This window comes from Dongshaea marina (assembly GCF_003072645.1).
GTDB lineage: Bacteria > Pseudomonadota > Gammaproteobacteria > Enterobacterales > Aeromonadaceae > Dongshaea > Dongshaea marina.
Window position 1 is genome coordinate 2401833 of sequence record NZ_CP028897.1, and the last position, 22296, is coordinate 2424128.

Consider the following 22296-nt stretch of genomic DNA (forward strand, 5'->3'; position numbering starts at 1 on the left):
GGAAACCCACAGAGCGGTGGCCATTTTTGAACCACCGGATTATCGGGTGCTCAGGTAAAACAACGACAGCACACAACTTTTTCCTTGCTGACCGAACAAATAGCCAGCTGCAGGGCCTAAGCCAGGCGCTGACAGCTTGGCTTGTTCCTGCTAGGATCTCCCGCTGATATAGAGTGAGGGGGTCTCCATTGACAGTCACGGTTGAATCGATCAAAAAACAGCTTACGCCTTTGATGCGTGTCGACAGGCAGCGTATCTTACGGCGCCTTAAAGGTGCCCAGCGGGCTAAACCGGATAAACAGGATTCAATACTGCAGACGATTGAACGCGATAGGGTGCAATCAAATCTTCGTTTTGAGGCGCGGGAGCGCTCCATTCCTGTGATTGATTACCCTTCAGAGCTGCCGGTGAGCCAGAAGAAACAGCAACTTCTGGAAGCGATTAGTGATCATCAGGTCGTGATTGTTGCCGGTGAGACCGGCTCCGGGAAGACCACTCAGCTACCCAAGATCTGTCTCGAGCTGGGTCTGGGGATCAGGGGAGCGATTGGTCATACTCAGCCAAGACGGATTGCTGCACGTAGCGTCGCCAGCCGAATCGCTCAGGAGCTAAACTGTGAGCTGGGCCAGCAGGTGGGTTATAAGGTTCGCTTTAGTGATAAGGTGTCCGAGAATACACTGATCAAGCTGATGACTGATGGGATCCTTCTCACCGAGCTCCAGCAAGATCGCTATCTCAATCAATACGACTGTTTGATCATAGATGAGGCTCATGAGCGAAGCCTTAATATCGACTTTATCCTGGGCTACCTGAGCCAGCTCCTGCCAAAGCGGCCGGATTTGAAAGTCATCATCACCTCGGCCACCATAGATCCCGAGCGCTTTTCCAGACACTTTAACGACGCACCTGTGGTTGAGGTCTCCGGCCGGACCTATCCGGTTGAGGTACGCTACCGCCCACTCCACGAGCAGGATCTGGAACTCAATGAGGGGATCCTCAGTGCTGCCGAGGAGCTGCACCGGGAGGGGCCGGGCGATATCCTGGTCTTTCTTAATGGGGAGCGGGAGATCCGGGATGCGGCGGAGTTTTTGACCAAGCAACTTAAGGGAAGTGCTGAGGTCCTCCCTCTTTATTCCCGCCTGTCGGTCTCGGAGCAGAACCGAATCTTTGCCTCCCATCAGGGGCGACGTATCGTGCTGGCAACCAATATCGCTGAGACATCACTCACCGTGCCCGGGATCCGCTACGTGATTGACCCGGGAACGGCCCGGATCAGCCGTTACAGCTATCGGACCAAGGTTCAGCGTCTGCCTATTGAGGCGATCTCACAGGCCAGTGCCAACCAGCGAAAGGGGCGCTGCGGACGGGTAAGTGAGGGGATCTGTATCCGCCTTTACTCGGAAGAGGATTTTGTGGCGCGCCCCGAGTTTACCGATCCTGAGATCTTAAGGACCAACCTGGCTTCGGTGATCCTGCAGATGTTGGCACTACGTCTTGGCAATATCGCCGAGTTTCCCTTTGTTCAGCCGCCGGATCAAAAAAACATTCGGGATGGCTTGCGCCTGCTCGAAGAGCTGGGAGCGATTGAACCCGGGCTTTCCCATCAGCATGCGAGCTTGACGGCGATCGGTAAGCAGCTCTCCCGTCTGCCCATAGATCCACGACTGGCTCGGATGGTACTCACTGCCAGTGACCAGGGGTGTCTGAATGAGGTGATGATCATCACCGCCGGATTGAGTATCCAGGATCCGCGTGAGCGACCTCTGGATAAACAGCAGGCGGCAGATGAGAAGCATAAGCGCTTTGAGGAGGAATCATCGGATTTCATTACCTTGCTCAAGCTTTGGGAATACCTGCAGGAGCAGCAAAAAGAGCTGACCCGTAACCAGTTTCGCCGTTTGTGTCAGAAGGAGTTCCTGGCCGGGCAGCGGGTTCGGGAGTGGCAAGATATCTATAGCCAGTTAAAGCAGGCATGTCGTGAATCCGAGCTGCGGCTCAACCATGAGAGGGGAGATCCCGATGCGATCCACCGGGCTCTGCTGTCAGGTCTTTTAGGGCATATCGGGCTTAAGGAGGGGAGAGTAAGAGCTTTCAGGGGGCACGCAACAGTCAGTTCCACATCTTTCCGGGTTCGTCACTTTTTAAAAAGCCACCCAAGTGGGTGATGGTTTCCGAGCTGGTGGAGACATCAAAGCTCTATGGCCGCACTGCGGCACGGATCTATCCGGAGTGGATCGAGTCTTTATGCCAGCACCTGGTGAAGCGAAGCTATAGTGAGCCTCACTGGGAGAAGAAGCGTGGCGCCGTGATGGCTTTCGAAAAGCAGGTTCTGTTTGGCCTGCCGATTGTAACGCAGCGCAAGGTGAATTATGGGGCAATTGATCCTGTGGTGAGCCGGGCGTTATTTATCCGGGGGGCTCTGGTCGAGGGGCAGATCTCCAAGAAGTATCCTTTTTTGCAGCAAAACCACTCTTTGCTGGAGGAAGTTGAGCTGCTGGAGCATAAATCCAGGCGCCGCGATCTGCTGGTCAGCGATGAGGTGCTTGAAGAGTTTTATGCCGAGCGCCTGCCGGGAGAGATTGTCTCGGTGCGCCACTTTGATAAGTGGTGGCAGAAGGTACGGCGTAAGCAGCCGGAGCTCCTTAACTTCCAAAAAGAGATGCTGCTGCAAAAAGATGCCAGCCATGTGACCGCTCTTGATTATCCCGATCACTGGTATCAGGGGGAGCTCAAGCTTCCTTTGAGTTACCAGTTTGAACCGGGAAAAGGGCGCGATGGTGTCACGGTGCACATCCCCCTGCCATTGCTCAATCAGATTGAGCCTGCAGGTTTTGACTGGCAGATCCCGGGGCTTCGTAAAGAGCTGGTGATCGGCTGGATCAAATCTTTGCCTAAGCCACAGCGGCGTAATCTGGTGCCGGCACCTGAGTATGCGGGTGCATTTCTCGGGCGGGTCGATAAAATTGAGCGTCCCCTGTTCGATGAGATGGAGTATCAGTTCCGACGGATGACCGGGGTGATGATTGAGCGCGAGCAGTGGGATCCCTTAGCAATTTCCGAGCATCTGAAAATGAATTTTAGCGTGGAAGATGCCGATGGTGTCCCTCTGGTTCAGGGAAGTTGTCTCTATGAGCTTAAGCAGCAGATGCAGGGGCAGATCCAGCAAGCTCTTTCGCAGGCTGTGGATGACTCTCTTGAGAAGCAGGGACTCACCCAGTGGAGCTTTGGAGATCTTCCAAAAAGCTGTGAGCAAAAAAGAGGGGGCTTTGAGATCAAGGCCTATCCTGCGCTGGTGGCTCGGGGTGACAGTGTCGATGTGAAGTTGTTTGATAGCGAGCAGGCCCAACAGGAGGCGATGCGTGAAGGGGTACGCAAGCTGCTGCTGCTGAATATTCCATCTCCGGTCAAATATCTGCAGCAGAAACTGCCCAATAAGGCCAAACTTGGACTCTACTTTAACCCCTATGGGCAAATAGGGACTCTCATCGATGATTGTATTTCCTGCGGTTGTGATCTGTTGATCGAGCAGCAGGGAGGACTGGTGTGGGATCAGCAGGGATTTGATGCACTGCGTGAGAGTGTCCGTGGTGCGCTCAATGATGCAGTGGTAGGGATCGCCATTGAGGTCGAGCAGATCCTGAGCCTGAGTAATGATATTCGAAAGCGTCTCAAGGGTAAGATCCCACTGGAGATGGCCTTTGCGATGTCGGATATTCAGCAGCAGCTTGAGCTTTTGATCTATCCGGGCTTTGTGACCGCTACCGGGCATACACGATTGAAGGATCTCAATCGCTATCTCAGAGGCATCTTACGACGCCTGGAAAAGCTTCCTGTGGATCCGATGCGCGATCGGGCGCACCAGCTCAAGGTTCAAGCGATCAGCAGTGATTACCAGGCGCTGAAAAATAAGATCCCACCGGGCCAGCCCGTCTCTGAAGAGATTTCAGAGATCCGCTGGATGCTGGAGGAGCTTAGGATCTCATTTTTTGCTCAGCAGCTCGGGACCGCGTATCCGGTTTCAGAAAAAAGGATCCGCCAGCGGATGGAAGCGTTTTAGTCACAAGGAGTTGGGTTTGAGTATGGGGCCAGCTCCCGTGCTGAACCCAGTGGGCTTTATGATGTGGGCGATAGGCGCGAAAGGGGGGAATAGGCTTGTGTTGGTTATGCTAGCGTGCTAGTATTCGCGCGCAATTTTGCGGAACCGGGCGGTCGCACCCAGTTCCAAATTTATCTTTTTGAGGAAACTATTATGTCATTCGTATTTGAAGCTGAAATTCGTCAGGATACAGGGAAAGGTGCGAGCCGCCGCCTGCGTCACGCTGACAAGCTGCCTGCAATCGTTTACGGTGCCGGCAAAGAGGCTGTTGCTATCACTCTGGAGCACAGCGCGCTGAACCTGGCTCAGGAGCATGAAGCTTTCTACAACGAAGTTCTGACTCTGAAGATCGGCTCTGAAGAGCTGAAGGTGAAGGTGCAGGATATGCAGCGTCACCCATACAAGCCTAAGCTGACTCACGTTGACTTCGTTCGCGTTTAAGTCGCAAACAGCTTGCAGCCTGTAACCAGGCTGAGAAAACAAAAAATCCGATGCCTCACGCATCGGATTTTTTGTGCCTGCGATTTAGTCCGGCACTGAATCCGCCTATGCTATTTTTGCTGAGTTATCATAAAGGGTTGAGGCAGAAGCTGCGAGGCTTTTGGAAATGGGTTAACCTATTGATATTGAACGCCGAATGGCGATTTAATTATGTTCATCACGTCCCCCGGATATTAAGATGATGTGATAGGGGATTAAGTGTTGACTCATTTCAGATTTGGGATAATATCCACGGAAAAATGACAGGAGCGCAAAGGCCAGGATGACAAAAGAAACGAGTCACAAGCTTCGATTACTAGTTGTTGATGATCATGAGCTCATTGTTGATGGGCTCAAAAGCATGTTTGCTGATATACCTTCGCTGGAGGTCGTGGGCCAGGTTGAAAACGGGCTGGAAGTTTATACCGAGTGCCAACAGTTACAACCAGATCTTCTGCTAATTGATCTGATGCTGCCGGGACTCAATGGTATTGATGTAATCTATCAGATCCGCAAGCGCTGGACCGAGATGGGGATCATCGCTCTGACCTCTGTTTGTGAAGAGCATAAGGCAAGAGAAGCCCTGGATGCAGGGGCCAATGGTTACGTCCTGAAAAATAGCTCCCGGCAGATCCTGTTGTCGGCGATTGAGATGGTCCGTGAAGGGAAGCGCTTTATTGATCCATCTTTGCAGGCTGCCTTTATTCAGCCCCAGCCGGGGAAGATGAGCAGAAATCTTCGGTTCTTACCCGCAGAGAGCGCCAGGTGTTAAAGCAGATTGTTGAGGGTTACCGAAATCGTGATATCGCAGAGAATCTGAAAATCAGCCTGAAAACCGTTGAGAGCCACCGGCTGAATCTGATGCGTAAGCTCGATGTGCATAATGTAGCAGAGCTGATGCAATGTGTTAGCCGGCTAAAGCTATAGCTGAAGATATCTGATCATTTCGCCGGAGTTATGAAATCAGCTCCGGCAGAGCCAGATGTGACTTAGTAGATTTTTCAGAGGCCTGTTCTAATTTAGATGCCTGAGCCTTGATGCTTTTATCTTATGGGGGCTTCTGCTCTTCCCACTGTTGATACAATTCCAATGCTGCTACATCTTCCGGATGTGCGCGCAGACATACTATTAATCCATTATGCAGGCCTCGCTCCCTGATTGCTTACCAGTTCGGTGTTTATACCAATCTTAGTAGTTAAGAGATCAGGATGTAGCGAGTTCCTATTTGGATAATCTGTGAGTCATTTAGCCCGTTACCAGCATGGGCGTAGTTGCTTCGCAACGTAGCGAGTGCAATGGACTGCGAATAGGATAGGGCTACCAGGATGGTAGCCGCTGGGATCGAGCATACAAGGTTAAGTTGATCCAGAGCAACGCGCGCGAAGCAGGGTGGAATTGCTTCTTAGTAATAGAATGAGAGGGAGGATGCCAAACTGGGAGGATGCCCATGGGAGGGTATCGCTGAGCTGGAAAGGAGCCTCAGGAAAGAGGCTCGGACTTGCTGCGTGGCGCAAATGACTCATGGATTATTAGAATAAGCTGATCACCTTTCTTCCACGACAATGGCCTGGAAGCCATTTTACCCCTAACGCAGAGGAGCAGCCTGAGCTTAACTTGGTAGTTTACTATTAGGAGCGGTCAATTCGAGTACTGTTTTGATAAACTGACCACTTTGTCTGCCGAGATATCTGTCACTCTTCTGATGCTGTGCCTTTCAGCCATAATTAACTCTCCCGGGGCGGCCCTCCTAACTGTCATTATGTTGCCTTGAGAAGATGCTTGAATACTCTTTTTAGTATAAAAAAGACTCTAAAACAGATCCCAGGGGTGATAGATTAGGGGGCATGTTGTTTGAATTAATATGTTTATTGGGTATTAATTCACCCATTCATTACTGCATTCTCTAAGGTAAAAACCCTATTTTTCTTTATCTCCAGATAAATATGGCGATATGACATTATTGGCGTGATATATTTCGCTCCTGCATTTCAGAGCTGTTGAATGTTTTGCTAAGTGTGTGTTTGGCAATTTAAAATACTTCAGCGTCTGAGGGTTGAGGCTGGAAGTGATATAAATGCTGAAATTTAAAAGGTTTTCTTGGTGAATGAGGTTTCGAATATTATTTAAGCAACTCAACTTAGGGTGGCTATTATTTACTCTAGTTAATTAACTCACCTAATAGCTTGAGTAAAGACAAAACTTAATGTTTATTTTAATGGAGTGAGTTTTTCTTCTATTGAAATAATCAAAGATACTAATTTTAATAAATTGTCTAAATTTTAAGTTTCGCCTTGTCTGTTAGCGGCAATATGGAAAACTCAGGCAAATAGGTAATCCGCCGCAAATAGGGCTCAGCTATGAGCTCAGCGCAGGAAGCATCCCCTATTCATAAAAGCCAGCTTGGTTTTCGCTGTGGTTAGTCCATAGCGACTAAGCCTGGAGATGAATAGGTTAATTCATTTCATCGGTCGTGTTTCTACGCACAGCTATTGATGATCAACTAACCAAAAGGTAGTGATGATGAGTGATGCAGTTCTTTGTATATTAAATGACCACGCTATGGCAGCTAATAAAATCCTCATGGGTTACTGGGAAAAGCTCTGTGAATACGCAAGGAATAACCCCAGTCTGAGGATACACACAGTTATTTTTAAAGGTAATATAAGAGATGAAAAACAATATGATGCAAACAATGCAAGACAGGAATTACTGCCAAAATTAGAGGGGATAGATCCAAGCTCAATTACACGAATTCATTATTTTGGACATGGGTGTCTTAGCAAAATAAAAGTAAAAAATAAGCAAAATGAGGTAGTAGAGAGAGAGGGGATTTTTTCATCAGATGTTCAAGGTAAAATCCATCATAGTTTTTTTATTGAGCTTTTGGAATATTTTAAAAATACTAAATTGTTTATTTTTGAAAGCTGTAATGCAGCAGGGGCAAAAATATTTCCTTCGTCAGAGAATACGGAACAGATTAATAAAAGAAAAGAGCGTGCTATAACCGATGCTAGGTACGTATTAAAACAACAGAAACAGAGAGAAGTCATTTATAAATGGTATCAAGGAGGTATTAAGGCATCTGAAAAAAGTGGATTGAAAGTAAAAACAAAATACAATGATAAAAGTGATAAATATGCGCCAATTAAGTTGTCCGGAAGCATTCTGGATCGGCTTGCCTTTGCTGCATCTGTTCGATTTCCTCATCGGCATATTGAATTTTATGGACCGGGCGCACCCAATACTCCCCAGAATTGGCTGTATAGCCCACGAGATCGCATTTTTGAGACACAAAAAGATCCGGCCAAAGTAAATATGCTTGAGATGAGTCAAGGTGAATGGGCCAACACAGGTCTGTGTGTGGCACCCAGAAAAGGTTCGGAGCAGGAGGAGCAGGAAGAGAATAAGAAGCGTGAAGATGGTCATTTTTACTCTAAGCGAACGGCTTATTATGGCTACTGTCTGTATGGGCGTCATAATAAATGTGTGGATGGAAGATCATTTAACGTAATAGAATCATTACTGGAAGATGAGTCGCAGAGCTCACAAGAGCTAAGGCTCGAAGTTATTCATGTCATAGAGTTTCTTAAAGAACATGCCTCACAAAGTGATGTGCAAAAGCATCAGCTAGATAACATAAAAAATGAGATTGAATCATCTAGGGTAATACCAGAGCCTCTGATAGCTCAAAGGGTTGAAGAGATCATAGTGATCTCCAGTCAATCAAAATTTCTGTCTCCGATTATTAGCATGTTGGCTGCGTTGCGGGAACCTGAGTGTAGTAATACGGATCATATTAAATGTTTAATAAATACTAGGGGCTGTCGTCATGAGCGGACTAGTTTGAGTACAATATATTCTTTCATCATTAATCTGGAACTACACAATGAAGAGCCCAGCCCACCGACGCCATGACATATCAGACCGAGTATGGAGCCTAATCGAACCCCATATATTGGGAAGAAAAGGTGATTGGGGAAAGGCGGGTCGAGATAACCGACTCTTTATCAATGCTGTTTTTTGGATTTTAAGGACAGGCTCACCTTGGAGAGACCTTCCTCCCGATTATGGCGACTGGAAAAATACCCATCGACGCTTCAGTCGCTGGCGTGATAAGGGAGTTTGGGCTCGCCTCCAGGAACGTTTAATCCATGAGCCTGATTTTGAGTGGCTGATGATCGACGCCAGCCATATCAAAGTCCACCCAGATGCCAGCGGTGCTCAGGGAGGTAATCAGGATATGGGGATAACAAAAGGGGCTAAACAGTAAAATCCACTTGGCTGTAGACTCTCATGGCATGCCTGTTAAGTGCTTTGTTACCTCAGGTACAACGGCAGACTGTTCTCAGGCCTTGGCTCTGATTGATAGTGTCGATGCTGAGTATTTACTGGCTGACAGAGGCTACGATACCAATGCCTTGGTCTCCCAAGCCGAGTTTCTGGGAATGAAAGTGGTTATTCCATCGAGGAGAAACCGGAAGGTGCTACGGGAGCATGATAAAGGTCTCTATAGAGTTAGGCATTTGGTAGAAAATGCTTTTCTTCATCTGAAGAGGTGGCGAGGAATCGCGACACGATATGCAAAAAATACCGCTTCATTTGAAGCGGCGGTTCAAATACGTTGTGTAGCACTATGGGCTGCCATCTTATGACGACAGCCCCTAAACTTTCACGCGACCCACTGTGCGGTTTGAATGTGAAGTCTTTACAGCTGTTTGCTGGCATTTCACTGTAGGCTTGTTCCTTAGCTAGCCTGCTGGCTCATTACTGAGTGGAGCCTTAGCCCGGGTTTTAAACTATTTAGCCAAGCCACCTTCAGAAGGTATTCCCCATAAGATCCATAAACCCAGGGACGGGGTAAAAACAAATACAGTTAAACCTATGAGCAATCAAAGTGCCAAGTGAGCCCTTTCTAAAGGCTATTTACCCTCAGTGTCTGAGGCGCATCACAAAATCCTTCAGACGTTAATCCGGGTGCGCGCTAATCACTTCTAACTGGCGAGCTGGTCGATCAGTTTTTCGAGTCGCTGCAGATCTGCGGCGTCCAATTCATCCCCCTTTCGAAGTTTCTCTTCAAGGTCTTCCACCATCAATTTGATCTCGGCTAGTCCGCAGGTCCCGGCACACCCCTTAAGCGCATGTAGCCAGTGGCTGAGCTGTTGTGGGGATTGTGCCCTAAACGCTTTGAGACTCAGGCTATACAGGTTATAGAGCTCTTCATTGACCCTGGCCTTCATGGATGGTTCGTCTAGATCGACGATGGCCTGAGGGCCTGCCGAGGCCTCGTTTAACTCGATCCCACGGGAAAGTTGGTAATTTGCCGCTTTCTCTATGGTTCGTGCCAGTTGCATCAGGGAGACAGGTTTCACCAGGTAGCCGTTCATCAACTGATTGAGAAGCTGATTTCGCTCACTGGGGTGAGCATTTGCGGTCAGAGCCACGATATAACAGTCACTGTCGAGAATGCTCAGATTTGCATTGCGCCAGCGCTGGGTGGTTTCGATTCCATCGAGATCCGGCAGGCGAATATCCATCAGTACCAGATCAAATATCTGTTCACAGGCAAGTTTTAATGCCTCAAAGCCACCGGATGCGGTGACCACCTGTTGTCCTAACTGCTCCAGCATGCGGCGCGTAACTTCCCGGTTGGTCTCTATGTCATCGACCACTAAAACCTTGAGTTGGGCTGACGCGGCAAGATCTTGCTGCTCCCTGGAGGGGGAGAGCGCCACAGGCTGAGTGGGGTAGGCCTGGGGACTGGTCTCAGACTCATTGAGCGGAAGTTGCAGGGTGAAGGTTGAACCATGTCCCGGCGTGCTCGCAAGTGTCATGCTTCCCCCATTAACTCGGCAAGTTTGAGACTGATAGGGAGCCCTAGGCCGCTTCCGGATTGTTGATGGCGGGTTTGGTGAAATGGCTGGAAGATCCTTTGCTGATCCTCCCGGGCAATCCCGATCCCCGGATCTTTAACGGCAAAGCTAAGGATCTGTTGTTTGACGTCCAGCTGCAGGCAAATCTCTCCCCGGGGGTGAATTTCACTGCATTTGCCAGGAGATTGATCAGGATCTGTTTGATCCTTTGACCATCACAGAGAATCGTCGCCGGGATCTCCGAGGAAGCGGTAATCGTTAGCTCAAGCCCCTTGCTCAGAGCTCTGGGCTCAACAATTTTAAGAGCCTGTTTAGCCAAAAGCAGAGGTGAAAATTGACGAAGGGTCAGGATCATCTCACCGGCTTCGATGCGGGAGATATCCAAAATGTTGTTCACCAGGGTTAACAGAGAGTCAGCACACTGCTCTGCAGTAGAAGCCATCTCCTTTTGCTCCTGATTGAGGCTTGATAGCTTGAGTAGCTCCAAAGAGCCGACAACCCCATTGAGTGGCGTTCTGATCTCATGGCTGATATCGGTCAGGTATTCGCTCTTGCGCAGATTTGCAATTTCGGCGGCCTGCCTGGCGACTTCGGCGGCCTGTTTGGCCTTTGCCAGGGCGGATGTACGCTGCTCGACCTTGCTCTCAAGGTTCTTATAGCCATCTTCGACTTCGCTGATCAATCGGTTATAGGCGCGAGCTATCTGCCCGAGCTCATCCTTACGCTCAGAAGGAAGCCTCTGGTAACTCTTATTGCGACTGGAGTCATGGAGGATCCGAATGAATTGACGTAATGGATCGAGCAGGTAGTGGCGCAGCGTCAGGATCAGGATGGCGATTAGAATGATCAAGGCTGCGATACCAAAGGGGAGGTGGTGACTCAGGTGTTCTAACTCAACCTTATTGAGCTGAGATAGGGGTAGAGGTTTACCAGCTCCCAGGGAGGCGATTTAAGAGGGGCCCGGGTCACATAGTAGTTGCCACTGTTAAAGTTGATTGCATCCGGAGAGGCGAGTTGTTTCTCCAGATTGGCCTCCTCCTCGGTTGTCAGGGAGCTGGGGAGGATCGGCAGTAGTTTTCCATCTCTTGAGAACAGCAGGCTAAAGTTTCCGGGGAAAATTGGATAGTTTTCAGCCACCAGTTGGTTGATATGCATGGTGTAGCCGGCATAGATCAGCTGTCCATTGAATGCGGTGGCCGTGGCGACGGGAATACACCAGTTATTGGAGCTTTGATCATAGTAGGGTTTGCCCCAGTAGTAACCATTGGATGAGGGCTGCTTGAGCAGATCCCTGAGCTCGTCGATGTGAGAGATCACATAGGGGTGATTTGAAGCCAGGGTATCAAAAGCGATCCCCTCGTTGGGGATGATGATGAAGCTATTGCGATACAGGACTTGGTTACCTATGGTGTGCCCGACCAGAAACTGGATGGTATTGATCGCCAGGGGAGTAAGCTGAGAGAGTTTAGTAACGCTGTCATCAAAGGCCCAGAACCGGCCCGACAGCTCTTGATCTATGGGGTGTGGATGAGGAGTTTGACTCAGGTGCTCCCGCCAGCTGTTGAGCAGGCGGAGGGCATCATTTTGCGCAAAGATAAACCGCTCGCTCTCAAGCTGAGCTCGCATTTCGGTATAGGTCTGGTAGTAGAAGAGGATCCGGCTGCGAGCCTGGCTGTAATAGCTGTAGTAAGAGAAGACAGCGGCGGACTCGGTGAGCAGCCAAAGGGCAGCCATCGTCAGCCCTAACAGGATGGTAAGCCGGGTGACCAGCGAGGATTTCCAGGGTAGTTTCATGCGCGCTAATGTTTGTTCCCACAAAGAGGGTGTATTCTAAAACATTAGCAGCCCGCTCATAAGGTGTTTTGTTGAAAATACCTTATGAGCGGGCTTAGGCTCTGTTGAGGTTTCAGATTTTGCTCAGGCGACGGCCAAAACCTGCTCGCGGATCTCAGAGGGGCTAAAGCTGTAACGCTTTTTAAAGCTATCTGAGAAGTGAGCGTGATTATTGAATCCGCACTCCAGGGCTATGTCTGAGATCCGCATGTTACTTGCCAGCAGGAGCTTGTGACCATGCTGCAATCGTTTCTCAACCAGCCATGATTTAGGGTTGATTCCATAATTTTCATGGAAGATGTAGTTAAGCTTACGTACGTTAATTCCAAGCTCAGAAGCATAACGCTTCACTGACCAGGGCTTAAGCGCGTTGGTTTCGATAAATTCAATCAGATTATGGTCCCGGTCGACAAAGTGTGTCAGCAGACTTGCAAACGTTCCGGGATCAACGGCAAGGCCATAGGTACAGATAAACTGTAGCAAAACCTTACGATTGTGTGCCCCGATACTGTGAACGACCTGGAGCATCGCCTCAGACAGAGGTAGCTGGTAAAAGAGCTCTCCCTCAATAGGCTGGGGAGCACTTGCCTTAAGCAGATCGGTCAGCTCCAGGTAGATCTCCTGAAAATCAGCTCTGTAGAAGGGAATCGACTCCAATTCCTGCTGCTGTTGTAAGGTAGCAGTTGCTCCTTCATGGGTTATGACCAGGGTCCTTCCCGCGATGGGAGTACTTTTACCACGGATGCAAATTGCACCATCTTGATTGAAGAAAAAAAATTGAATCTGTGCCATCGGTGAATATTAAAGTATCTCGTTGAATAACCGGGACAGATGATGACAGAATTTAATACTGATTAAGATCAGGTGAACACCTGATTTTTTTCTCAGTACTCTCATGGAGGGGACAGCTACGCGGATCCTAACAGCTTATTTGAGGCTTTGCTTTGCAAAAAATGATGAGTTTTTCGGAACTGGAAAATGAAATATCTGAAAGTTGAAAATTCTGAGAGGAGAAATTGGTGCGTCCGAGTAGACTCGAACTACCGACCCCCACCATGTCAAGGTGGTGCTCTAACCAACTGAGCTACGGACGCACTAAGAAAGTGGTGCGTTCTAGTGGACTCGAACCACCGACCCCCACCATGTCAAGGTGGTGCTCTAACCAGCTGAGCTAAGAACGCATCGTTTGAGGCGAGGCCATAGTATCGAATCGGTTTCCCTCGGGCAAGGTGTTTTTGGGGGGATCACAAAAAGAAGACTCAAGTGATTATTATCTGCTCACTTAGCGTGGCTGCGAAATCCGTTAGCTGATTTTATCAGCGTAACTGCTATGCTTGGGTCCTTCTAACTCAGGGAGAAACGTCATGTTCAGTGGTATTGTCGCGGGTGTCGCCAGGATTGAGGCGATCGATGAGAAAATTAATTTTCGTACGTTTTGGGTGAGTCTGCCGGAGTCGGTGCGTCTGGGACTCAAGATCGGAGATTCTGTCGCGCACAATGGTTGCTGTTTGACCGTGACCCAAATCGACGGGGGCAGGTCAGTTTTGATCTGATGCAGGAGACCCTGCGAGTCACCAACCTGGGGGAGCTTCAAGTCGGGGACAGTGTCAATGCTGAGTCTGCTCTGAAGTTTGGGGATGTGATTGGCGGCCACCTGATGTCCGGGCATATCATGGCAATGGCGGAGCTTTTGGAGCGAACTCCCTCTGACAACAACCTGAGTCTGACGTTTCGCGCTCCTGCCCACTTAATGAAATATATTCTGACCAAGGGCTATATAGGAATTGATGGGATCAGTTTGACGGTCGGCGAAGTAAAGGACGATTGTTTTGATGTTCACCTGATCCCGGAAACTCTGAGCAGGACGACCCTGGGAGCAAAACAGCCGGGAGAGCGGGTGAATATTGAGATCGATCCCCAGACTCAGGCGATTGTAGAGACGGTGGAGCGGGTGATGGCGCAAGGCGGGGTGTGGCAGCCGGGGCTGTCAGGTTAGCCAGGCCTTGGGGCGCTGGCCGGTTAAAAGATCTGCTCGTCGTCTGCGTCTACAAACAGCTGTAAACGATCATGGAGCTCGTCACGATGTAGCACCAGGTGAATGGTGTTATAGCAGGCCATGCACTCTTCATGATAGTCCTGATCCCCCTGAGTTGCGTCCAGCTCAACCGGGGTATGACAGCCACAGTGGGGGCAGATGATATTCTTGTATATGTGATCACGCATAACCGATCCCCTTTTCACTCTGTTTCCTTAAGTTTAGTGATTTTAAGCTCCCTGTATGGGATCAATGGCACAGAACCAGGGTTGCTGTGCCGGGGGATCTCGAAGCGGGCCCTGGCTCACAAAATTGAGCTGGCGCGCTTTCTCTCCTGAGTGATGATCTCTGGTAGTGCTGCCAGGCTGCTGAGTTGGTGATCGGCTATCACCCAGCGGGGATCGTGCTGCTGACTTTGCTCCGGGATCACTACAGATCGCATGCAGGCGGCTTTCACTGCGACCAGGCCATTAAAGCTATCTTCAATGGCTAAACACTGCTCGGGGTGAGCATTAAGATGTTTTGCGGTTTGCAGGTAGACCCCCGGATGGGGCTTACCGTATCGCTCATGCTCTGCGGAGTAGCAGTGAGTAAAGTAGCTGCCGATCTCAAGGGTATCGAGAATCGTGGTGAGCAGGATGTCGGGGAGGAGGTGGCCAGCCCAATGGGGAGATCCTGGGAGCGACAAAACTCAAGTGCTTCATGAAGGCCGGGCTTACTCTTTCCTTCACTGGCGATCTGCTCGCAGACTCTCTGAACGATTGCATTGATTACATCGGTGCAACTGCTTCCCTCCCAGGGGTGCTTTTGGTACCACCATCCGACCAGTTGGTCGATCCGGATCCCCATGGTTTTATAGGTATCTTCAAGGGTGATCGGTACCCCAAGTTTGCTGAGGATATCGATTTCGGCCTGTTGCCAAAAGGGCTCTGAGTCGATAAGAACCCCATCCATGTCAAAAATGACGGCTTGTAGCATGAGAGAACCTCAAGAGAAATGGAGGCTCTATTATACCCGCTTGTCAGGGTGCTTCCAGGATTTGCTGGGTCAGCTGTTTCGCCTGGCTGAGGTAGGCATCCCCGAAAATATTGCAGTGATTCAGGATGTGGTAGAAGTTATAGATATCACGACGGGTACCATATCCTTCGTCGAGGGGAGCTTCGCTCAGATAACCTTCATAGAAGCTTTGAGGAAGGCGACCAAACAGCTCGGTCATCGCAATATCGACTTCGCGATCCCCCCAGTAGCATGCGGGATCATAGATGACCGGCTGGCCATCCTGGCAAAAGGCGATATTGCCATTCCACAGATCACCATGCAGCAGTGAGGGGCGCGGCTGGTGGTGAGCGAGTTTTTGCTTGATCCTGGCGATCAGCTCCTCGATATCTCCAAGCAGGATCCCTTTTTCCTGCAGCAGCTGTAGCTGCCAGCCGATGCGTTGCTCTGCAAAGAACTGACACCACTTTCGTTGCCAGCTGTTGGGCTGAACCGTCGGACCAATATAGTTGTCCTCATCGGCTCCATACATAGCCTGTTCGCCGTGAGAATGCAGCGCCGCTAATTCGATTCCCGCCTTATACCAGCTTTCGGGAGTTGCAGGTTCAAAATTCAGGTATTCGAGCACCAAAAAGCTGTGAGTCTTGGTTTTGCCATAGCAGATGGGGTGGGGCACACGAATGGTCTGGCTGGCGAGCAGAGTTTTTAACCCCTGAGCCTCCACCTCATAGGGGTCTATGTGACTCTTGTTATTGGTTTTTACAAACAGGGAGCGGGAACCATCGCTGATATGATAGGCGTGATTATTATCATCACCAGCGATTATGGTGCGCTCTTTAATTGCAAAGGGGGTTTCTAATTCACAGGCAATTTGCTCTGCAATGGATTGCCACATAAGACCTCCGGCTCCTTGGTCAGTTCCTAGGCATTTAAGTTTTACTTTGACTGCTTGATCCTATGGTTGTCAAGCAACTCCCGTGGATGTTTGGGCGAGCAGAGATGCTGGATCGCGAAATTGTGATATTCAGGGGGCTAACAGGGTTTTGCCACCCATGGGCGTGCTGAAAGAGCAGAGAAGCCTTAAGCCTCTTTTCGTCAGTGAAGATAAGAGGCTCACTTGCAGTGTTTTCTGATGAGTGGACCATCATTTTTACTCTCGGGCAGAGTTGCGACAAAGTGAAGGTTTTTGATTATAAGTGAGGTTACCGCCTGATACTTGCTTTGCTGGTCACCTGGAGGAGGGCGTTAAAGGCATATGACAGACCGCCTCACCAATCAGATCACATATCTTTCCTGGTGGGAATCAATACAGGCTTGGGCTTTCAGCTGCTGGTGGGGAAGGAGAGAGTGAGCCAGACTCGATACTCGTCATTCCGGGAGCGTTCCAGGCGGATCCTTGGATGGTGCCTAGATGAGGCAGTGACTGTCGGCAACACCGATGGCCGGAACCTCTGTGTCTTTAGTGTGGGGAGATTGCGGATCCCCTGGTTAATGACAGGTATCAGTTGCTGCTTAAACTCTGAGAGATAGAGAGAACCAGCCATGCAGGAAGAGCTTGCCAACAGCATGGATAGTGCCAGTAGTGTGAATGCTTTCATTGGAGTAGCCCTGCAGGATTCGATGGGCGAATATTAGACAGTTCCGCACCCTGATTGAATCGGGCAAAAGACTGAGTTGTATATAAAGTGAACGCTGGTTATTTCGAGAACATTATAGGTGAGTAGACCGCCGGAACCTCCCCAGCAGCCTCTCGCAGAACGGTACGTGAACCTCTCGACTCATACCGCTCCCATCAAACAAACGCACCAACCATTCCAGCTCGCCAATGGGCGAACAAGCCAGGGGATTGCTTCGCTATTCTCTTCATGAGTTCAGAAGCTCTCGTCCTGGAGCGATGAGATAAAGACTTATATTTCCTTCTTGCCCATGTGATCAGCCCGTTGTTTATGAGGCGACACACTGCATACATCGCACTACGATAGTACTTCCCATAGTACATGAGCCAACCTTGGATCATGGGGTTCAGAAGCTTTGCTAGATCCTTAAGCTCCAAGTCAGTTCTTGTTCTGAACCTTAACTTCCTGAGCTTTTCCCCGATGGATAGAGTTGACTGCTTGCTGATGGCCGGTCCGAATCCACTGAATACCTGCTTGGTCCACCTGTTAATGCTTTTTCGGCATCGGAAAGTGTACCCAAGGAAATCGAACGCTGTATGCTCATGCTGTCCTTGGCGAGATCCATCCTTGCAATAGACAATTTTTGTCTTTACAGGGTGTAGCTCAAGTCCACACTCACGGAATCTCTCGGTCAGTATATTTAACATCATTTCTGCTTCGACTTTGCTGTTGCAATGGACAAGCCCATCATCCGCAAAGCGGCACCATTTTAGGTGAGAGTAGTGTTTTTGTAGCCATTTATCAAACACATAGTGCAGAAATAGATTGGCCAGCAGGGGGCTAATGACACCACCCTGTGGTGTCCCCTGATTACGATGTACCAGGCTATTATCCGGCATTTGCATCTGAGCCGTTAACCAGCGCCGGACATACAGTCTCACCCACGTAGACTCAGTATGCTTTTCGACGGCTCTCATCATCAGCTCATGCGAGATGTTGTCAAATAGCCCTTTGATATCAAACTCAAGCAACCAGTCGTATTCCCAGCACCTCTTCCGAGTAATCCCCACTGCATCCAGTGCCGATTTATTTGGTCTGTAGCCATAGGAATCATCTAAAAAGTAGGGCTCAATACAAGGTTCAAGCTCAAGTTTGACCACCATCTGTGCGATACGGTCACTTACTGTAGGGATACCCAGCAGTCGCTCTCCTCCGGATTTCTTTGGGATAGCTACGGCTTTAACCGCAGGGGGAAGTAACTTCCCGAGGACATACGGTTCCACAGTTTGTAAAGATTGGATTTTAAGTCTTTTTCAAAACACTCAATAGACTGATTATCTATGCCAGCGGCTCCTTTGTTGGCCTTGACCAACTCGAAGGCACGCATGACTTGCTGTTTTGAAATGGAAAATGGTTTTGCTGCGCTCAAGTCTTCCTCCTACCGTCCGGTAGTTGAGAGTTGACCATCAGCTGTTTGATGCTGCCCCTTTGCTCCACGCTCATTACAAGCGCTTCCTCACTACTACGAGCAGCTCCGCCCCAGTACTACGCATCGGTACTCTTATGCTCATAAATTTAGTTATTTGCATTTCTCCCTTCTCATCGTAGTGACTGGTTCTCGCAGTTCCCATGGAAAGCCCAGTGCAGGTTCACGCCCACTCAACGCCGGGTACCGCCAGCACAGCATTCGGAGTACACTTGCAGGCTTATCCCGGAGGAGCATAAGACCTCCGGTTTTGATACCGTCTATATGATTACGACGCCTCGACATGGGTTCGGGGTTACTCGTCTCCCTGCACCATACCTGATCTCTCTTGGAGACCTTTTCTTCAACGCTCACTACCGGGACTCTTAATCCAAGCAGCTTGAAGCGGTTTGAGGCCGACTTCCGACAGCAGACTTCGGTGGGTCTACCACCATCTCCCCATGAGCTTTTACATACAAGATCATATCCTTATCAAATTGTATGTGTGTCTGCGACACACTTATGCCATCATGCCTATTTAATGTATTAATTCAATCCCATTGGCCAACCTCATAAAGCCCCATATATATGAGGTTTATCAAATATAGTATGTTAATTATCAAAACAAGGCGGCACCTGGTTGGTGATAACAAAAGGGTGTGATAACTTGGCAAAAAATTATTAATCTATCTCAATGGCAACAATCAAAGATGTAGCACACCGGGCTGGGGTTTCCATCTCCACTGTATCTCATGTATTGAATCAAACTCGTTTTGTAAGCCAGGAAAGTACCCAGCGGGTGCAGGAAGCAATCGCTGAGCTTAACTATGCGCCAAATTCTTTGGCGAGAGGACTCAAGCTAAATAGCTCAAAAAGCATTGGGATGCTGGTAACAACAAGTTCAAACCCTTTTTTTGCCGAGGTGATCCGGGGAGTTGAAGCGAACTGCTTTACCAACGGCTACAACCTGATCCTCTGTAATACCGAAAATCAGCAGCATCGCCAACAAAGTTACCTGAAAATGTTACTCGAAAAGCGAGTGGATGGTCTTCTTGTGATGTGCTCCGAAATCAGCCAGCAACTCCTGTCATTACTAAAGACCCAGAATACGCCTCAGGTAGTGATGGATGGGGGGTGGCCATGTGATTTTGCCGATCTGATCCAGGATAATTCACGCCATGGCGCTTACTTAGCAACTAACCATCTGATCCGCCAGGGATATCAGGAGATAGGGTGCCTTACAGGCCCAATGGATCACTTCCAGGCACAACAAAGACTTCATGGTTTTAAACAGGCCCTGAGAGAAGCTCAGCTCCCGGTTCATAATGAATGGATCCTGGAGGGCGATTTTAATTCAAAATCAGGCTTCGAGCTGATGCAACAACTCTTGAGTCAAAACTCGCAGCCAAAGGCCCTGGTGACAGGGAATGATCTCATGGCGATCGGCGCGATAAGCGCTGCTTTTACACAGGATATCAAGATCCCACAGAATATGGCTGTGGTCGGCTATGATGACATTGAGCCGGCGAGTTATAGCATTCCTCCACTAACAACGATCCGTCAACCTGCCTACCATTTGGGAGAGCAATCCGTTCAGCTTCTTCTTCGGCGGATCCAGGAGCCGGCCAGGGCAATCGAGCGACTGTTACTGGAGCCAGAGCTGGTGATCCGTCAATCTGCGCTTTAGCCATGGCGGCCACTGAGCCCCATCGGCCGGTAAAAAGATTCAACTGTGCCTGCTTCAAATCCATAGCTTAATCAGGTGTTTTTTTAGCGGCTCTTCCCAGTTATGATAAGGGTCAATGTGACGGAAAAAATCATAACCAAAGCAGGGAGATTGCAATGGATAATGAAACACTGCAACAGCTTTTAAAAAGCGCCAAAGAGGATCTTGGGCGCTCTAAGAACACCACTCGAGACAGAGCTGAGCAACAGGAATCACAATCTGAACATTGTGAATCCAAACAAGACGCACGGGTCGATGAACTTGAAGTGAGTCATGAATAACTCAAAGCCTTGTTGAAACAGGGTAGGGGATCGCGGCAGAATGCCGCAACCCTAGGCTCTGTTGACATTTCCAATTTTGAACCTGTTGTCCTCTGAAAATGTCCTGTTCACGACGCGAGTCATGAGGTTTAGTTGTTCTAAATGAGTGATGAGTAACAATGAACAGGGCTTTTTTAGGTGCAACCCGAAGGGCAGTGGCTATTTTCCCTCCCAGCAGCGTTATCAGATGCTCATGTAGAGCAACTACACCACACATCTTCTGCCTTGCTGGATGAAAAAATTGCCAACTGCAGAACCAAATCTGAAACGTCAACAGAGCCTGGACTCCTGGTTGATCCCGGCCTCTTAGCTTACTCGTAGTACCCCCGAAAAGAGAGCTCCTCAATCGCAGCATACTCTCCTGAACTCTTGAGTTTTTTTAATCCCTTATCAAAATCATCTAAGATTTTCTGAGCCCTTTCACCGGGAATATTTCTGGATACGATCAGGTAGTAGGGTGACTCATGCAGCGCCTTAGGATGATTGGTTAGCAATTGCCCCTGAATGGGTGAGAGCTTCTTGTTGATCAGGGTGTAGCCGACCACGGTCTCAAGTGGGAACACATCGACCCGTCCCCGGATCAGCTTTTTCAGATTTTGCTCATCGGTATTCGCATACTGTGCATTTATCCTGTTGGCCATCACTTCTTTATCAAATCCTTCGCCATAGGAGTAACCCCGGGTGATAGCAACCTTGTACTTTCTGACATCGGCATAAGAGCCCCAGTCAAAAGGAAAGTCTTTACGGTGAAAAAAACCTTTTTCATCACCAGTATCGGCTCTTTACTAAACAGAATCTCCTCCACTCTTTGGCTGTTTTTAATCCAGCAGGGGCCTATATCATAAGCTCCCTCAACAACCAGTTTGTAAGAGCGCTTCCAGGGAAAGTAACTGCTCTGGATCTTATATCCCTGTTTTTTAAGAGCTTCCTTGATGATATGAGTACAGATCCCCTGTTCTTTAATGTGCTCTCCTGTCAGGGGAGACCACTCGCCACTTGCCAGGGTTAGAGTCTGTTCGGCGCAAACGCAAAGCGTGAACCCCATAGCAACAGCGAGTGAAGCCATTTGGGTGTGCAAAGGTGTCATGGAGAGCTCCTGCCGGGAGAATACTCTTAATTTATAGTCCATAAACAGCGCGATGGCATCAGATGACGCACTGAGAGCCATAGGCCAATTCGGATCACCGGAGCATTAGAAAATGTCAAAGACGGTCGCTCAGATCTGTAGTCTGCCAAACAATAATACGCACAGTCTTGACTATCTCAGAACATGCGTCTACAGTGTATACGATGTAAACACGTTGGCTGGAGTTGTTCTGAATGAGCAAAAGTGAATCAAAATCTCAGGTCGTATCTGTACGTCTCAATGAAGAGCAGATCGACTTTCTCAACCAGGTAAAGCAGCAGATGGAAAGCGATCTGGAAGCCAGTGTCGCAATGGGAACCGTCGTTCGCCACATTATTTCCAAAGTAAGACATAAGAAGCTGCGAGGCATGGAGCGCTCCTCGGCATGGGTCAGCCAGGACAGATTCCTCTCCCTTGAAGCGAGAGTCACCGCCCTTGAAAACGAATTCATGAAAAAGTCACACTAACCAGGAGTTATCATGTCTGATGTTAGAACCTGTCCTCTTTGCCAGGCCAAGGCTAAAGTCAAAGTAGACAAACAAAGCGGAGATCTTCTGTATACAGGTCTACAGGATCAAGACTTACTAAAGAAGATTGGCCAGCTCAAGAAGATGTTAGCCAAAGAGCAAGAGCGTAACCAGGAATTGAAAGCACGGCTGGCACAACAGACTGTCAATCAGGAGGGCTAACAGCTTGAGGCGGATGATCATAAGCCGCAACCGATCCCTTATTC

20 protein-coding genes, 2 tRNA genes and 4 pseudogenes are annotated in these 22296 nt (G+C 49.1%); 11 read left to right on the forward strand and 15 right to left on the reverse strand.

Features of this window, described 5'->3' with window-relative positions; translation table 11 throughout:
* Positions 1-188: 188 nt before the first annotated feature.
* The 6 genes and pseudogenes from hrpA (at position 189) to DB847_RS11515 (ending at position 9228) form a co-directional block, all read left to right on the forward strand.
* A pseudogene (gene hrpA, locus DB847_RS11495) lies at positions 189-4057 on the forward strand (ATP-dependent RNA helicase HrpA).
* A gap of 192 nt (positions 4058-4249) precedes the next feature.
* A complete protein-coding gene (gene rplY / locus DB847_RS11500) occupies positions 4250-4537 on the forward strand; it encodes a 50S ribosomal protein L25 (RefSeq protein WP_108650811.1) in 288 nt (95 codons plus the stop codon).
* A gap of 322 nt (positions 4538-4859) precedes the next feature.
* Positions 4860-5348: a response regulator gene (locus tag DB847_RS11505; protein WP_199911807.1), complete on the forward strand. Its 489-nt coding sequence runs from the start codon at positions 4860-4862 to the stop codon at positions 5346-5348.
* Entirely contained in the window at positions 5342-5503 is a 162-nt protein-coding gene (locus tag DB847_RS24960; protein ID WP_199911808.1) for a LuxR C-terminal-related transcriptional regulator, read from the forward strand. Before DB847_RS11505 ends, DB847_RS24960 begins: the two co-directional genes overlap by 7 nt.
* Positions 5504-7096: 1593 nt before the next feature.
* A complete protein-coding gene (locus DB847_RS11510; RefSeq protein ID WP_108650812.1) occupies positions 7097-8491 on the forward strand; it encodes a hypothetical protein in 1395 nt (464 codons plus the stop codon).
* Positions 8463-9228 (forward strand): IS5 family transposase gene (locus DB847_RS11515; RefSeq protein WP_108650678.1). Its coding sequence is split into 2 segments (ribosomal slippage): positions 8463-8833 and positions 8832-9228, totalling 768 coding nucleotides; the frame shifts between segments, so codons are not numbered across the junction. The genes DB847_RS11510 and DB847_RS11515 overlap by 29 nt, the downstream gene beginning before the upstream one ends.
* Before the next feature lie 339 nt (positions 9229-9567).
* Here DB847_RS11515 and DB847_RS11520 read toward each other — a convergent pair.
* The 7 genes and pseudogenes from DB847_RS11520 to DB847_RS11545 all read right to left on the reverse strand — a co-directional run bounded on the left by DB847_RS11520 (position 9568) and on the right by DB847_RS11545 (position 13460).
* Positions 9568-10407, reverse strand: coding sequence for a response regulator (locus DB847_RS11520; protein ID WP_108650813.1), 840 nt, complete (start codon positions 10405-10407; stop codon positions 9568-9570).
* Entirely contained in the window at positions 10404-10610 is a 207-nt protein-coding gene (locus tag DB847_RS26645; RefSeq protein ID WP_407644461.1) for an ATP-binding protein, read from the reverse strand. Before DB847_RS26645 ends, DB847_RS11520 begins: the two co-directional genes overlap by 4 nt.
* 254 nt (positions 10611-10864) lie before the next feature.
* Positions 10865-11296: pseudogene (locus tag DB847_RS26650) on the reverse strand (histidine kinase dimerization/phospho-acceptor domain-containing protein); the annotation flags it as partial.
* 38 nt (positions 11297-11334) lie between these two features.
* Positions 11335-12240: a hybrid sensor histidine kinase/response regulator gene (locus DB847_RS11530; RefSeq protein ID WP_108650815.1), complete on the reverse strand. Its 906-nt coding sequence runs from the start codon at positions 12238-12240 to the stop codon at positions 11335-11337.
* Positions 12241-12363: 123 nt separating this feature from the next.
* The gene (locus tag DB847_RS11535) at positions 12364-13071 is read right to left on the reverse strand and encodes a helix-turn-helix domain-containing protein (RefSeq protein ID WP_108650816.1); all 708 of its coding nucleotides are present in this window, start codon (positions 13069-13071) and stop codon (positions 12364-12366) included.
* A gap of 225 nt (positions 13072-13296) precedes the next feature.
* Positions 13297-13373: transfer RNA gene (locus tag DB847_RS11540), tRNA-Val, on the reverse strand.
* 10 nt (positions 13374-13383) lie between these two features.
* Positions 13384-13460, reverse strand: a tRNA-Val gene (locus tag DB847_RS11545).
* A 183-nt stretch (positions 13461-13643) separates the two neighbouring features.
* On the opposite strand from DB847_RS11545, the pseudogene DB847_RS11550 reads away from it, so the two are divergent.
* Positions 13644-14275, forward strand: a pseudogene (locus DB847_RS11550) (riboflavin synthase subunit alpha).
* A 23-nt stretch (positions 14276-14298) separates the two neighbouring features.
* On the opposite strand, the gene DB847_RS11555 reads toward DB847_RS11550, so the two are convergent.
* From DB847_RS11555 to DB847_RS25570, 6 genes and pseudogenes are all read right to left on the reverse strand, one after another.
* The gene (locus DB847_RS11555) at positions 14299-14502 is read right to left on the reverse strand and encodes a CPXCG motif-containing cysteine-rich protein (protein WP_108650817.1); all 204 of its coding nucleotides are present in this window, start codon (positions 14500-14502) and stop codon (positions 14299-14301) included.
* Between the two features lie 116 nt (positions 14503-14618).
* Positions 14619-15292: pseudogene (gene hxpB, locus DB847_RS11560) on the reverse strand (hexitol phosphatase HxpB).
* Between the two features lie 43 nt (positions 15293-15335).
* Positions 15336-16205 carry a fructosamine kinase family protein gene (locus DB847_RS11565; RefSeq protein ID WP_108650818.1) on the reverse strand — a complete coding sequence of 290 codons (870 nt, stop codon included), beginning with the start codon at positions 16203-16205 and terminating at the stop codon, positions 15336-15338.
* A 427-nt stretch (positions 16206-16632) separates the two neighbouring features.
* Complete coding sequence (locus tag DB847_RS24365) at positions 16633-16908, reverse strand: hypothetical protein (protein WP_159084557.1); 276 nt, start codon at positions 16906-16908, stop codon at positions 16633-16635.
* 194 nt (positions 16909-17102) lie between these two features.
* Complete coding sequence (ltrA, locus tag DB847_RS11570; RefSeq protein WP_234418564.1) at positions 17103-18209, reverse strand: group II intron reverse transcriptase/maturase; 1107 nt, start codon at positions 18207-18209, stop codon at positions 17103-17105.
* Complete coding sequence (locus tag DB847_RS25570; protein WP_234418657.1) at positions 18158-18355, reverse strand: hypothetical protein; 198 nt, start codon at positions 18353-18355, stop codon at positions 18158-18160. The genes ltrA and DB847_RS25570 overlap by 52 nt, the downstream gene beginning before the upstream one ends.
* Positions 18356-19085: 730 nt before the next feature.
* Here DB847_RS25570 and DB847_RS11580 point away from each other — a divergent pair.
* Both DB847_RS11580 and DB847_RS24370 read left to right on the forward strand, forming a co-directional pair.
* Positions 19086-20078, forward strand: a complete 993-nt coding sequence (locus tag DB847_RS11580) for a substrate-binding domain-containing protein (RefSeq protein WP_108650819.1) — start codon at positions 19086-19088, stop codon at positions 20076-20078.
* A 155-nt stretch (positions 20079-20233) separates the two neighbouring features.
* A complete protein-coding gene (locus DB847_RS24370; protein ID WP_159084558.1) occupies positions 20234-20398 on the forward strand; it encodes a hypothetical protein in 165 nt (54 codons plus the stop codon).
* A gap of 350 nt (positions 20399-20748) precedes the next feature.
* Here DB847_RS24370 and DB847_RS11585 read toward each other — a convergent pair whose 3' ends face one another.
* Complete coding sequence (locus DB847_RS11585) at positions 20749-21078, reverse strand: hypothetical protein (RefSeq protein WP_407644446.1); 330 nt, start codon at positions 21076-21078, stop codon at positions 20749-20751.
* A complete protein-coding gene (locus DB847_RS11590; protein WP_108650821.1) occupies positions 21078-21524 on the reverse strand; it encodes a hypothetical protein in 447 nt (148 codons plus the stop codon). The genes DB847_RS11585 and DB847_RS11590 overlap by 1 nt, the downstream gene beginning before the upstream one ends.
* A 233-nt stretch (positions 21525-21757) precedes the next feature.
* Here DB847_RS11590 and DB847_RS11595 point away from each other — a divergent pair, with 233 nt between their 5' ends.
* Both DB847_RS11595 and DB847_RS11600 read left to right on the forward strand, forming a co-directional pair.
* Complete coding sequence (locus DB847_RS11595; protein WP_108650822.1) at positions 21758-22030, forward strand: hypothetical protein; 273 nt, start codon at positions 21758-21760, stop codon at positions 22028-22030.
* Between the two features lie 12 nt (positions 22031-22042).
* Complete coding sequence (locus DB847_RS11600) at positions 22043-22252, forward strand: hypothetical protein (protein ID WP_108650823.1); 210 nt, start codon at positions 22043-22045, stop codon at positions 22250-22252.
* Positions 22253-22296 lie beyond the last annotated feature (44 nt).

Coding starts and splice junctions, on each gene's coding strand:
- rplY (WP_108650811.1), top strand. CDS start 4,250: ATGTCATTCGTATTTGAAGCTGAAATTCGTCAGGATACAGGGAAAGGT.
- DB847_RS11505 (WP_199911807.1), top strand. CDS start 4,860: ATGACAAAAGAAACGAGTCACAAGCTTCGATTACTAGTTGTTGATGAT.
- DB847_RS11510 (WP_108650812.1), top strand. CDS start 7,097: ATGAGTGATGCAGTTCTTTGTATATTAAATGACCACGCTATGGCAGCT.
- DB847_RS11520 (WP_108650813.1), bottom strand. CDS start 10,407: ATGACACTTGCGAGCACGCCGGGACATGGTTCAACCTTCACCCTGCAA.
- DB847_RS11530 (WP_108650815.1), bottom strand. CDS start 12,240: ATGAAACTACCCTGGAAATCCTCGCTGGTCACCCGGCTTACCATCCTG.
- DB847_RS11535 (WP_108650816.1), bottom strand. CDS start 13,071: ATGGCACAGATTCAATTTTTTTTCTTCAATCAAGATGGTGCAATTTGC.
- DB847_RS11555 (WP_108650817.1), bottom strand. CDS start 14,502: ATGCGTGATCACATATACAAGAATATCATCTGCCCCCACTGTGGCTGT.
- DB847_RS11565 (WP_108650818.1), bottom strand. CDS start 16,205: ATGTGGCAATCCATTGCAGAGCAAATTGCCTGTGAATTAGAAACCCCC.
- DB847_RS24365 (WP_159084557.1), bottom strand. CDS start 16,908: ATGAAAGCATTCACACTACTGGCACTATCCATGCTGTTGGCAAGCTCT.
- DB847_RS11580 (WP_108650819.1), top strand. CDS start 19,086: ATGGCAACAATCAAAGATGTAGCACACCGGGCTGGGGTTTCCATCTCC.
- DB847_RS24370 (WP_159084558.1), top strand. CDS start 20,234: ATGGATAATGAAACACTGCAACAGCTTTTAAAAAGCGCCAAAGAGGAT.
- DB847_RS11585 (WP_407644446.1), bottom strand. CDS start 21,078: ATGGCCAACAGGATAAATGCACAGTATGCGAATACCGATGAGCAAAAT.
- DB847_RS11590 (WP_108650821.1), bottom strand. CDS start 21,524: ATGACACCTTTGCACACCCAAATGGCTTCACTCGCTGTTGCTATGGGG.
- DB847_RS11595 (WP_108650822.1), top strand. CDS start 21,758: ATGAGCAAAAGTGAATCAAAATCTCAGGTCGTATCTGTACGTCTCAAT.
- DB847_RS11600 (WP_108650823.1), top strand. CDS start 22,043: ATGTCTGATGTTAGAACCTGTCCTCTTTGCCAGGCCAAGGCTAAAGTC.